Here is a 12,545-nt window from a genome sequence, read left to right as displayed (position 1 = left end):
TCGGGAAGTGCTCAGTGCACCACCGCCTTCTCCGCGCCCACCCCGGTCAGCGAGCGCACCTCCATCTCGGCGGCCTTGGCCGGATCCTCGCCGCCGCGGCGTCCGCCGTAGAAGGTGCCCGCGGCACCGAGCGCGAAGGCCAGCGGGATGGACACGATGCCGGGATTGGACAGCGGGAACCAGGAGAAGTCCGAGCCGGGGATCATCGCCGACTTCGACCCGGAGACGGCGGGGGAGAACACGATCAGCACGATGGTCGAGACCAGGCCGCCGTACATGCTCCACAGCGCGCCGGTGGTGTTGAACCGCCGCCAGAACAGCGAGTACAGGATCGTCGGCAGATTCGCCGCGGCCGCCACCGCGAAGGCCAGCGCCACCAGGAAGGCGATGTTCTGGCCGTTGGCCAGGATGCCGAGGCCGATGGCCAGCACGCCGATCACCACCGCCGTGATCCGTGAGACCCGCACCTGGGCGGACTCATCGGCCTTACCGCGCTTGAGCACGCTGGCGTAGATGTCGTGGGCGAAGGAGGCCGACGCGGTGATCGTCAGCCCGGCCACCACCGCGAGGATGGTGGCGAAGGCGACGGCGGAGATCACGCCGAGCAGCAGCACTCCGCCGAGTTCGAACGCCAGCAGCGGGGCAGCGGAGTTCTGCCCGCCGGCCGCGGCCAGGATCTCGTCCGGGCCGACCAGCGCCGCGGCGCCATACCCGAGTACCAGGGTGAACAGGTAGAACGCGCCGATCAGGGCGATCGCCCACACCACCGAGCGGCGGGCTTCCTTGGCGGTGGGCACGGTGTAGAAGCGCATCAGCACATGCGGCAGACCGGCGGTGCCGAGCACCAGGGCCAGACCGAGGGACAGGAAATTCAGCTTCGACATCTCGCTGCCGCCGTACTGGGCGCCGGGGGCGAGCACATCGCGGGCGGCGACGGCGTCGTTGGCCGAACCGCTCACCGCGGCCTGCGCGGAACCGAGGATCTCCGACAGGTTGAACCCGAACTTCGCGAACACCACCAGCGTCATCACCGCGGCACCGGTGATGAGCAGCACCGCCTTGATGATCTGCACCCAGGTGGTGCCCTTCATCCCGCCGACGAGGACGTAGACGATCATCAGCACACCGACCACGGCGATCACCACGGCCTGCCCGGATTTACTGGAGATGTCGAGCAGCAGCGCCACCAGACCGCCGGCCCCTGCCATCTGGGCCAGCAGATAGAACAACGAGACCGTCAGCGTGGTCAATGCCGCCGCCGTGCGCACCGGGCCCTGCTTCAACCGGAAGCTGAGCACGTCGGCCATGGTGAATTTGCCGGTGTTGCGCAGCATTTCGGCCACCAGCAGCAGCGCTACCAGCCAGGCGACCAGGAAGCCGATCGAGTAGAGGAACCCGTCGTAGCCGTAGACCGCGATGGCGCCAGCGATGCCGAGGAAGCTGGCCGCCGACAGGTAGTCGCCCGCGATGGCGATGCCGTTCTGCGGACCGGAGAAGCCGCGTCCGCCGGTGAAATAGTCGGCGGCGGTGGTGTTCTTGCGGCTGGCCCGGATGACCACGACCATGGTGACGGCCACGAACAGCGCGAAAATGCTGATATTGGCGATCGGATTGCCGACGGTGGCGTCGGCGGCCAGATACTGCGCGTTCATGCCTTGACCCCTTCGAGTTCCTCGCGGATGGCCGCGGCCCGCGGGTCGAGTTCCCGGTTGGCGAACCGGACGTAGAGCCCGGTGATGACGAAGGTGGACACGAACTGCCCGAGGCCGAGCACCAGCCCGACATTGATGTTGCCGAACAGCGTGGTGGCCATGAAGTCGTGCGCGTAGGCGCCCAGCAACACGTACACCAGGTACCAGGTGAGGAACAGTGCGGTCATCGGGAAGACGAAGCGCCGCAATCGGCTTCGCAGTTCCTGGAACTCCGGGCCGGCCTGCATCCGGAGGAACTCCTCCGGTGTCGGCGTACGCGGCGGCGGTGCGGCGTCGGTATCGGTTGTGGTCATCACCCGGTCCTACCTGTGACGTGGCTTACGGTGTGTACCGAAGTTACGACCGCCCGCGCTCGGTGAGAATGCTGTGGCCTGGGTCACTCGGCAGGCGTAGCCGACCGTGCGGTGAACGGTCGGATGTGTGCGACGAACGGTCAGCCCGCCGACAGCCCGCCTTCGCGGTCGGCGCCCATACCGAGCCGTTCAGGGGCATGCATGCGGACGAAGATGCGCGCGACGGTGAGCTCGTCCTGCCGCCGCGTCAGCAGGCTGACCACGATCATCGTCAGGAACGCCAGCGGAACGCTGAGCGCCGCCGGATACCCGAGCAGCGCGGCGGGCCAGCCGTCGCCGAGTTCCTCGGAGATTCCGCCGAGCACCGACACCACGGTCGCGCCGCCGGAGGCCAGGCCGCCGGCGAGCAACCCGGCCACCGCGCCCGCCGCGGTGAGCCCGCGCCACCAGATGCCGAGCACCAGCAGCGGGCACAAGGTCGAGGCCGCCACCGCGAACGCCAAGCCCACCGTCCGCGACAGGTCCAGCGACACCACCGTCAGCGAGAGGCCGAGCGGTACCGCCCCGGCCACCAGCGCCGCCGCCCGGAAGTCGCGGATGCGCCCGCGCAGCACATCGGTGCTGAGCACGCCCGCGATGCTGACCAGCAGCCCGGAGGAGGTGGCGAGGAAGGCCGCGATCGCGCCGGCCGCCGCCAGCGCGGCCAGCAGCTGACCCGGCAGGCCGTCGAGCACCGAACCGGGCAGCAACAGCACCGCCGCATCGGAGGTGCCGGTGATCAGCAGTTGCGGCACATACAGCCGCGCGAACACCCCGAGCAGAATCGGGAACAGGTAGAACCCGCCAACCAGTCCGATCACCGCCAGCGCGGTGGCGCGGGCGGCGCGGCCGTCGGGGTTGGTGTAGAAGCGCACCAGCACATGCGGCAGGCCCATGGTGCCGAGGAAGGTGGCGATGATCAGCGAATACACCTGATAGAGCGGATGCGGGTCACCGAATCCGCCGCCGGGTCGCAGCCAGGCCGTGCCGTCGGCGGGTGCGCCCGCGACCACCGGGACCGTGGCCCCCGCCTCCAGCACGAGCCGGGTGTCGGCGGCCAGTTCGTGTGTGCCGGGGCCGAGGTCGACCGGACCGTCGACCGGGCGCCCGTCGAGGGTGCCCGAGATCAGCACCCGCTGCGGCGCGTCGACCTGCACGATCACCGGTGTGGTGACCTCGACGGTCGTACTCTGCGCGACCGTCGGCGGGGCGGGGCCGCCGACGGGTTGCTGCGCACCGAGGAAATGCCCGAGCAGTACCAGCGCGGGCAAGGCCACCGCGGTGAGCTTGAGCCAGTATTGGAAGGCCTGCACCAGCGTGATCGAGCGCATGCCACCGCCAACGACGTTGGCGATCACGATCGCGCCGACCGCCACCGCACCGACCCAGCCGGGCACCCCGAGCAGAATGCGCAGCGTCAGGCCCGCGCCCTGGAACTGCGGAATCAGATACACCCCGCAGATCAGCACCACCACCAGCGCCGCGAGCCGCCGCAACCGCAGGGAGCCGAGCCGGAACTCGGCGAAATCGGGCACCGTGTAGGCACCCGAGCGCCGCAGCGGGGCCGCGACGAACATCAGCAGACCCACATAGCCTGCGGTGAAGCCGACCGGATACCACAGCGCATCCGCACCGTACTTCGCGATCAGGCCCGCGACACCGAGAAACGAGGCCGCCGACAGGTATTCACCCGACACCGCCGCCGCATTCCAGCGCGGACCGACGCTGCGGGAGGCCACCAGGAAGTCGGAGGTGGTGCGCGCCAGCCGGACGCCGTAGCCGCCGATGATCACCGTCGCGGCCGCCGCCAGCAGCAGCGCCGCCACCGTCAGCCAGGTCCCGGCCGTCGACGCCTGCGTCATCGTCAATCCTCGGCCAGCTCGAGGAAATCGTGCTCATTGCGTTCGGCCAGCCGCAGATAGAGCCGGCCGATCCCGTACAGCGCCGGATAGGCCGCCGCGCCGAGCAGCAGCCACGGCAACCGGATCCCGAGCACCGCGGCCTCGGCGACCGATTCGACGCCGAACAGCAGCGGCAGCGCACCCAGCACGGCCACCGTCACCAGGGCCAGGCGCAGCGCGAGGCCGAGCTGGGCACGGATGAGCCCGCCGATCATGGCGGCACCGATCTCGGTCTGCTCGGCCACCTCCATCCTGGTGTGCACCCGGCGGGCGCCGCGCCGCTCGGCCAGCACCACCCGTTCCCGGGGCGGGCGCGGCTGCGGGCCCGTCATCGGCCGGTCCAGGTCTGGCGCGGGCCGCGGACCAGTCGCTGTTTGAGTTCGCGCACCTGACGCCGGCTCACCGGCAGCTCGACCGCGGCCGCCTCGCCCTCGCCGCGCAGGCACACCACCGTGCCGCTGCCGACCGTGCGCAGGCCCGTCACCTGCCGCAGCGCCACCAGATACGACCGGTGCACCCGCAGGAAACCGGCGTCCTGCCAGCGTGCCTCCAGCGCCGAGAGCGGGATCCGCACCAGATGCGAGCCCGCGCTGGTGTGCAGCCGCGCGTAATCACCGTCGGCCTCCACCCAGCTCACGCTCGAGCGGTGCACGAGCGTGGTGACTCCGGCGAGCTCCACCGGGATCACCTCATTGGTGTCGGGTGTTTCCGGCGCGGTCTCGGCCTCGGTCGTCGCGGCGGTGCCGCGCGCGGCGGCGATGCGGCGCACGGCCTCGGCCAAGCGGGCCTCGCGCAACGGTTTGAGCAGGTAGTCCACCGCCCCGAGGTCGAAGGCGGCCACCGCCTTGTCGTCGTGGGCGGTCACGAACACCACCGCGGGCGGGCTGGCGAATTCGGACAGGATTCCGGCCAGTTCCATGCCGTCCAGGCCGGGCATATTGATGTCGAGGAACACCGCGTCGACCGGGTTGGCCCGCAGCAGCCGCAGCGCACTGGTGGCATCGCCGGCGGCATGGATCTCGCCCACCGCCGGTTGCGCGCGCAGCAGGTAGACGAGTTCGTCCAAGGCCGGCTTCTCATCGTCGACGGCCAGCACCCGCAGCATCGCCAGCCCCTTCCGGTGTCCTACATCACAGCCCACCCATCGTAGACAGTGCGGTGGGGTGGGCGCGGGCAGGTCTTGCGGCGCGATCCGGCGGTCAGGCTTGGATTCCCGCGCGGAATTTCGGCACTCGCATGCTGACCTTCGTCCCCGCGCCGGGCGCGGTTTCCACCACCAGCCCGTAGTCGTTGCCGAACGCGGCCCGCAGGCGATCGTCCACATTCGCCAGCCCCACGTGCGCCGATTCGCTGGAAGCGGTGGCGCCGGAACCGGATTCGACCGCGTCGAGGGCACCCGAGCGCAGCAGCTCCGGGTCCATGCCGGCGCCGTCGTCCTCGACGCTGATCACACAGTCGGTGCCGGCGTCGGCGGCCACGATGCTGACCGTGCCGCCGGTGGGGGAACCGGCCAGCCCGTGGCGCACCGCGTTCTCCACCAGCGGTTGCAGCGCGAGGAAGGGCAGCACCACACCGAGCACTTCCGGGGCGATCTGCAACTTGACCTGGAGAGCATCGCCGAATCGGGCCCGCTCCAGCGCCAGATACCGCTCGATATTGCGCAATTCGTCGGCCAGCACGGTGTATTCGCCGGCGGCCCGGAACGAGTAGCGGGTGAAATCGGCGAATTCCAGGATCAGCTCGCGGGCCCTCGCCGGGTCGGTGCGCACGAACGAGGCGATGGTGTTGAGCGCGTTGTAGATGAAATGCGGGCTGATCTGCGCCCGCAGCGCCCGCACCTCGGCCCGGTCCAGCCGCGCCCGTGAGGCGTCGAGTTCGGCCAATTCCAGTTGCCCGCAGGCATACCGCGCCACTTCGGCGACCGCGCCGAGCGTGCCGGGGCCGGGTGTGCCGGTGCCGACGACGCCGAGCGCGCCCACCACACCGGTGCCCTCGATGATCAGCGGCTGCGCGATGAGCGTGCGTCCCGCGTGATCGCCGCCGCGCCCGCGCGGCTGCCCGCCGGGCCCGCCGACCAGCACCGGTCGTTCCCCCGCCATGGCGCGTCGCGCCGCCTCGGTGAACTGCTCGCTCAGGTCGGTATGGGGCCCGTCCCAGGCCAGCAGCGTGGCCTCTGCATCGGCCACGCCGAGCGCGTCGGCTCCGGTCAGCGCCCGCAGATGCGGTGCGGCCTCGGCAGCCGATTTCTCGTCGAGCCCGCGCCGCAGCGGACGCGCCGCCAGGGACGCGGTGTGCAGCGCCGAATGCACGGCCCGCTCGGCCGGTGTCGTGACCACCCGGCGGGTCCGCGACCAGATCAGCAGCGCCACCGCGAGCACCGCCGCGGCGACCGCGATCGCGACGAGGGTGGTGATCATGCGCTGTGGTGGTCGTCGCCGGGCAGGCCAGCGCGCATCGGCCTCGGGTCGTGCCCGGGCCTGCGCCGGTCGAACGCCGGGCATCGCCCGCGCACGGTCCGTCGTCTGCCGAGGTGGGGTGAGCCGAGGCGCCGACCGGGCCGGCCGGATGCGACCCGTGGGACGCGCTGCGCCGCCTGCCGATGACAGTTCATGCCCTGATTGTGCCGCCGATCATCGTTGTCGCGGCCGGTGCTGCGCGGTATGCGCTCGTCAGCCCTGGTAGTCGGCGACGGTGAACTCGATGGTCCCCGGCTCGGGCACATGCGCCGCACCGATGGTGATGGTCGCCGAGAATTTCCCGATGCCCGGTGCGAACAGGGCGGCCTTGCCGTCGTTCATCCAGTAGCCGGGCCCGTGCGGAGTCTGGGTCTTGCTGCCCGTCGCACCGGTCTCCAGGTTGCGCCAGTTCAGCGTGACCGGCAGCTGGCAGTCGCCGACGCCCCACATGGTCGAGGCCACCGTGAACGCCGCGTGCTCGGGATAGGCGTCGCCATTGACCGACGCCTCGATCTGCGCCACACACAGGCCTTGGGTCAGCGAATAGACCGTCTGGAACTGGCCGCCGTTCACGGCGGCCGCGGGCGCCGCGGTCACCGCCAGCGCGGCTGCGGCCAGGGCGGAGGCCGCCGGAACGGCGAAAGCGAGCTTGCTAGTCATCATCGACCACCTCGAGGGCTCGTCATGGATGGGATCACGCTTGCTGCCCGGCGACGCTACCAGCGGACGGGGCGCTGCCATGGCGGATTCGCGACGGTCGCAGTCGCCTTGTCCCGAGGTCCGTCCATGCCGCAATGGGTGCGGGCGTCGATGCCGCGGTGGACACCAGCGGTTGACGAGGCGCCGTCGGCCGAGCAGTTCCACCTCGGCCATCGTCTCCGTTCTCGAGGTGACCGCCGCGACAGACTGTGCCGAACCGGCATGACGGTGGTCGCCTCGCCGGCACCGAGGTTCGGGCCGGGGCACTGGGTAGCATGCGTCGACAGCGCGGCAGATGGACCATGCCGGAAGACCGGGCATGGTGCGCGGGGGACGCGGTCGACCGGCCAGGGGAGAAGTCGATGATGTTGGGCGAGAACCCCGGAGGGGCGGTGGAGGTCGCGGGGAAGCTGGGCGAGGGCGCCGTGCCGTCGAGTGAGAATGCCGTAGCCCTGGGTGCGGAGGGCGTGACCGTCCCCGTGGAGGCCGTCGTGTCGTCGGCTGATGCCGACCGGTCGGAGCGCAGGCCCGAGCTGATCGCGGTGCTGACCGAGATCGCCCGTCGGACAGGGGCTTCCGGACCTTCCGCGGTAGTGGCCGACCGGGTGGACGCGCTGGTGATCCACGTGGGCGACGTCGTCGTCAAGGCGCATCCCGCCGAATCCGATCTCGCCGCCCTGCGCGCTCGGCTGCGCACAGCCGATTCGCCTCACCTGCAATCGGTGACACTGTCCCCGATTCCGGTCGACGGTGAGGTGCTGCTGACATACGTGGGCAGGCCGATCACGGTGTGGCCGTACGGCACCCCAGTAGACCCGGACGACCCCGGTGCCGCGCCATGGGAATCGGCCGCCCAGCTGCTGGCGACCCTACATGCGGTACCCGTCGACGCCTGCCGCGGCCTGCCCGCCGCCGGTGGTCCGGCCCGGGTGCGCCGGGCGATGCGCCGACTGCACGGCGCAGGCCATGGCGTCGACGCGACGGCGGCGGCGGTGGTGTCGCGGGCTTTCGGCAGCCTCCCCGAATTCGATTGCGCGCCGGTCGCACTCACGCACGGCGATTTCCACCTCGGCCAGCTGGTCCGTCCCGCCGACAGCGACTGGCGGCTGATCGACCTCGACGATCTCGGCCTCGGCGACCCCGCCTGGGACCTCGCCCGCCCCGCCGCCTTCTTCGCCGCGGGCATCCTCGAACCGGACGCCTGGACGCGCTTCCTGTCCGCCTACCGCGCGGCGGGCGGACGCGCTGTCCCACCCGACGGCGACATCTGGCCGGCGCTGGATCTCGCGGCCCGCGCCGTCGTCGTCCAAGCGGCAGCCCTGGCGGTGGCGTCGGGCCGGCCCTTGGACGAGCTGGACACCGCACTCGTCGACACCTGCCTGCGCCTCACCGAAACCCCTGTCCCTGAGCCGATCTCAGCGCCAACGACCACATGATCGCCCCGCGCGCCACGATCCTCGGAAACCGGCCGCGGCCACGCCCCGACGACAGATTGCCGTGTCTGCATGGAACCGCCGAACCCGGTAACGTGACCGGCATGCAGTGTCCGAAATGTCGTGGAATGATGCAGACGTACAACCGCAGCGGGGTGCATATCGAGCAGTGCGGTCACTGCCGGGGGATCTTCCTGGACTATGGCGAGCTCGAGAACCTGACCCGCCTCGAAGCGGGCTACGCTGCCCCGCCGCCGCCTCCGCCCGCCGCCCCGGCCCCCGCGTGGGGCGCGCCCGCACCGCACTACCGCCACGGACACCACTACCAGCACCGCGGCTTCGGCAAAATGCTGTTCTCCTCCTGAGATCCCCGCGAGCCGCGCCTCATCCGCTGCTCGCGCAGCACAATTCATCGCCCGGATCGCGATCACCGTCGGGTCCCGCGGTCCGGGCGACAGTTAACTCGTCAAGCACCCCGGGCCGAGCAGCGCCTTCAGATCGCCCATCAATGCCGAAGACGGCGAAACCCGCAGGCTGTCATCCAGTTTCAACAGCGTCGTCTTGTCGCGGGCGCCGACGTGCCGCAGGTGTACGTCGGAGGTGCCCGGGTGGCTGGACAGCACACGCTTGAGCGCCGAGACCTTTTCCGGGGTGCACATGCGGGTCGGGATGGTGACGGCGAGCGGTTTGGCGACGCCGATGGCGGACAGGTCCGGCACGGCAAGATCGTTGGCGATCAACGAGATCCGGTCGTCGCGCACCGACACCCGCGCCTTCACCAGCACCACCGCGTCCTCGACGACGTCCATGCCGTACACCGAGTACGCCTGCGGGAAGAACAGCACCTCCACACCACCGGTGAGGTCTTCGAGCTGCGCCGACGCCCAGGCCAGGCCGTTCTTGTTGATGCGGCGGTTCACCGAGGCCAGGATGCCGCCGATGGTGACCTGCTGGCCGTCCTTGACCTCACCTTCCAGGATGGTCGGGATGGGGGTATCCACTTGGGCGGCGAGCACATGCTCCACGCCGTTGAGCGGATGCCCGGAGACGTACAGGCCGAGCATCTCGCGCTCCAGGGCGAGCTTGTGCTTGGTCTCCCATTCCTCGTCGGGCACCTTCACGTTGAACACCGACGACACCGAATCGTCGTCGTCCATGCCGCCGAACAGGTCGAACTGACCCATCGCCTCGGCCTTCTTGGTCGACATCACCGCGTCGATGGCGTCGGAATGGATCAGCATCAGGCCCTTGCGCGGATGCCCGAGTGAATCGAAGGCGCCTGCCTTGATGAGGGATTCGGTGACCTTCTTGGTGCAGGCGATGGCGTCGATCTTGTTCAGGTAGTCGGAGAAATCGGTGAACTTCGATTTCTCCTTGCGCGCGGCGATGATCGAGGACACCACGTTCGCGCCGACATTGCGCACCGCGCCGAGCCCGAAGCGGATGTCGGTACCCACCGAGGCGAAGTTCTGTTCGGATTCGTTGACGTCGGGCGGCAGCACGGTGATGCCGAGCTTGCGGCAATCCGACAGGTAGATCGCGGCCTTGTCCTTGTCGTCGCCGACGGAGGTGAGCAGGCCCGCCATGTATTCGGCCGGATAGTTGGCCTTGAGGTAGGCGGTCCAGAACGAGACCAGGCCGTAGCCGGCGGCATGGGATTTGTTGAACGCGTATCCGGCGAACGGCAGAATCGTGTCCCACAGCGCCTTGATGGCGGGCTTGGAGAAACCGTTGTCCAGCATGCCCTTTTCGAAGCCCTCGAATTCGGCTTCCAGGACCTCGGCCTTCTTCTTACCCATGGCGCGGCGCAGAATATCGGCTCGGCCGAGGGAATACCCGGCCACCTTCTGCGCGATCTGCATGATCTGTTCCTGATAGACGATCAGGCCGTAGGTGTCGGCCAGGATCTCCTTCAGCGGCTCCTCGAGCTCCGGATGGATAGGCTTGACCTCTTGGCGCCCGTTCTTGCGGTCGGCGTAATCGTTGTGCGCGTTCATGCCCATCGGGCCGGGGCGATACAACGCGAGCACGGCCACGATGTCTTCGAAGCCGGTGGGTTGCATGCGGCGCAGCAGATCGCGCATGGCGCTGCCGTCGAGCTGGAACACGCCGAGGGTGTCGCCGCGGGCCAGCAGCTCGTAGGTGGGCGGATCGTCGAGCGGCAGATGATCCATATCCAGATCGATGCCGCGGTTGGCCTTGATGTTGTCGAGCGCGTCACCGATGACGGTGAGGTTGCGCAGGCCGAGGAAGTCCATCTTCAGCAGGCCGATGGCCTCACACGACGGATAGTCCCAGCCGGTGATGATGGCGCCGTCCTGGGCCCGCTTCCACACCGGGATGGCGTCGGTGAGCGGTTCGGAGGACATGATGACCGCGCAGGCGTGCACACCGGCGTTGCGGATCAGGCCTTCCAGTCCGCGCGCGGTCTCGTAGATCTTGGCGATGTCGGGGTTGCTGTTGATGAGTTCACGGACCTCGGCGGCTTCCTTGTAGCGCTCGTGGTCCGGGTCGGTGATGCCGGACACCGAGATGTCCTTGGCCATGATCGGTGGCGGCAGCGCCTTGGTGATCTGGTCGGCGATGGCGAAGCCGGGCTGGCCGAACAGCACCCGCGCGGAGTCCTTGATCGCGGCCTTGGTCTTGATGGTGCCGAAGGTGATGACCTGCGCGACCCGATCGCTGCCCCATTTCTCGGTGGCGTAGCGGACCATTTCACCGCGGCGGCGATCGTCGAAGTCGATATCGATATCGGGCATCGAGACGCGCTCGGGGTTGAGGAATCGCTCGAACAGCAGCCCGTGCGGGATGGGGTCGATATTGGTGATGCCCATGGCGTAGGCCACCAGCGAACCGGCGGCCGAACCACGGCCGGGGCCGACCCGGATGCCGACCTCGAGCGCGTGGTTGATCAGGTCGCCGACGACGAGGAAGTAGGCCGGGAAGCCCATCTCGCAGATGACGCTGAGCTCGTATTCGGCGCGGCTGATGTATTCGGGCGGCACCCCGTCGGGGAAGCGGCGCTCGAGGCCACGCATGACCTCTTTGTGCAGCCAGCTGGCCTGCGTCTCACCCTCGGGCACCGGGAAGACCGGCATCCGGTCACGGTGTTGCCACACGTCGTCGTAGGACTGCACGCGCTCACCGATGAGCACGGTGTTGTCGCAGGCGCCGGGTACCTCGGCGTCCCAGATGGCGCGCATCTCGGCGGCGGATTTGAGGTAGTAGCCATCACCGTCGAATTTGAACCGGGTGGGGTCCGACAGCGTCTTGCCGGTCTGAATGCACAGCAGCGCTTCGTGATTGGTGGACTGGTCTTTGGTGACGTAGTGGCAGTCGTTGGTGGCCAGCGGCGGGATGCCGAGCTTCTTGCTGATGTCGAGCAGGCCCTCGCGCACCCGGCGTTCGATGGACAGGCCGTGGTCCATCACCTCCAGGAAGAAGTTCTCCGGCCCGAAGATCTCCTGCCACTTGGCGGCGGCTTCCAGCGCTTCGCGCTCGTGGCCGAGGCGCAGCCTGGTCTGCACCTCGCCGGACGGGCAGCCGGTGGTGGCGATGATGCCCTCGGCGTACTGGGCGATGAGTTCTTCGTCCATGCGCGCCCACTTGCCGAGCTGGCCCTCGATGGAGGCCAGCGACGACAGTTTGAACAGGTTGCGCAGGCCGGTCGCGTTCTCGGCGACCATCGTCATATGGGTGTAGGCGCCGGAGCCGGAGACGTCGTCGCCCTTCTGGCTCGGATCGCCCCACTGCACGCGCTTGGTGTCGAACCGGGAGCCGGGCGCGATATAGGCCTCGATGCCGATGATCGGCTTGATGCCCGCCTTCTTGGCGGAGTTGTAGAACTCCGAGGCGCCGTACATGTTGCCGTGGTCGGTCATCCCGACCGCCGTCATGCCCAACCGGTTGGCCTCGGCGAACAGCGGCGAGATCTTGGCCGCGCCGTCCAGCATCGAGTACTCGGTGTGGTTGTGCAGGTGAACGAACGATCCGGACGAGTCGGCCAAGACGG

Annotated in this window: 10 protein-coding genes; 2 read left to right on the top strand and 8 right to left on the bottom strand. The window is 69.1% G+C overall.

Features of this window, described 5'->3' with window-relative positions; all coding sequences use genetic code 11:
- Positions 1–11 precede the first annotated feature (11 nt).
- From GV790_RS22635 to GV790_RS22605, 7 genes are all read right to left on the bottom strand, one after another.
- Entirely contained in the window at positions 12–1,652 is a 1,641-nt protein-coding gene (locus GV790_RS22635) for a solute symporter family protein (protein ID WP_163815808.1), read from the bottom strand.
- On the bottom strand, positions 1,649–2,005 hold the full coding sequence (locus tag GV790_RS22630; protein ID WP_163815806.1) for a DUF485 domain-containing protein: 357 nt from the start codon (positions 2,003–2,005) through the stop codon (positions 1,649–1,651). The genes GV790_RS22635 and GV790_RS22630 overlap by 4 nt, the downstream gene beginning before the upstream one ends.
- Before the next feature lie 140 nt (positions 2,006–2,145).
- Positions 2,146–3,906: a sodium/solute symporter gene (locus tag GV790_RS22625; RefSeq protein WP_163815804.1), complete on the bottom strand. Its 1,761-nt coding sequence runs from the start codon at positions 3,904–3,906 to the stop codon at positions 2,146–2,148.
- 2 nt (positions 3,907–3,908) lie between these two features.
- Entirely contained in the window at positions 3,909–4,277 is a 369-nt protein-coding gene (locus GV790_RS22620; protein WP_163815802.1) for a hypothetical protein, read from the bottom strand.
- On the bottom strand, positions 4,274–5,050 hold the full coding sequence (locus tag GV790_RS22615) for a LytR/AlgR family response regulator transcription factor (RefSeq protein WP_163815800.1): 777 nt from the start codon (positions 5,048–5,050) through the stop codon (positions 4,274–4,276). The genes GV790_RS22620 and GV790_RS22615 overlap by 4 nt, the downstream gene beginning before the upstream one ends.
- Positions 5,051–5,144: 94 nt before the next feature.
- Positions 5,145–6,362, bottom strand: a complete 1,218-nt coding sequence (locus tag GV790_RS22610) for a sensor histidine kinase (RefSeq protein WP_163815798.1) — start codon at positions 6,360–6,362, stop codon at positions 5,145–5,147.
- Between the two features lie 252 nt (positions 6,363–6,614).
- Entirely contained in the window at positions 6,615–7,061 is a 447-nt protein-coding gene (locus GV790_RS22605; RefSeq protein WP_163815796.1) for a hypothetical protein, read from the bottom strand.
- A 401-nt stretch (positions 7,062–7,462) separates the two neighbouring features.
- Here GV790_RS22605 and GV790_RS22600 point away from each other — a divergent pair, with 401 nt between their 5' ends.
- Both GV790_RS22600 and GV790_RS22595 read left to right on the top strand, forming a co-directional pair.
- Entirely contained in the window at positions 7,463–8,536 is a 1,074-nt protein-coding gene (locus tag GV790_RS22600) for a phosphotransferase enzyme family protein (protein ID WP_256673469.1), read from the top strand.
- 101 nt (positions 8,537–8,637) lie between these two features.
- The gene (locus GV790_RS22595; RefSeq protein WP_081597243.1) at positions 8,638–8,898 is read left to right on the top strand and encodes a TFIIB-type zinc ribbon-containing protein; all 261 of its coding nucleotides are present in this window, start codon (positions 8,638–8,640) and stop codon (positions 8,896–8,898) included.
- A 93-nt stretch (positions 8,899–8,991) separates the two neighbouring features.
- Here the strand turns inward: GV790_RS22595 and dnaE are convergent, their stop codons facing one another.
- Positions 8,992–12,540, bottom strand: a complete 3,549-nt coding sequence (gene dnaE, locus GV790_RS22590; RefSeq protein WP_163815794.1) for a DNA polymerase III subunit alpha — start codon at positions 12,538–12,540, stop codon at positions 8,992–8,994.
- Between the last annotated feature and the right edge of the window lie 5 nt (positions 12,541–12,545).

The sequence above is a fragment of the Nocardia cyriacigeorgica genome, assembly GCF_010858045.1.
Taxonomy (GTDB): Bacteria; Actinomycetota; Actinomycetes; order Mycobacteriales; family Mycobacteriaceae; genus Nocardia; species Nocardia cyriacigeorgica_E.
This window is presented reverse-complemented; position numbering and strand designations above follow the sequence as displayed.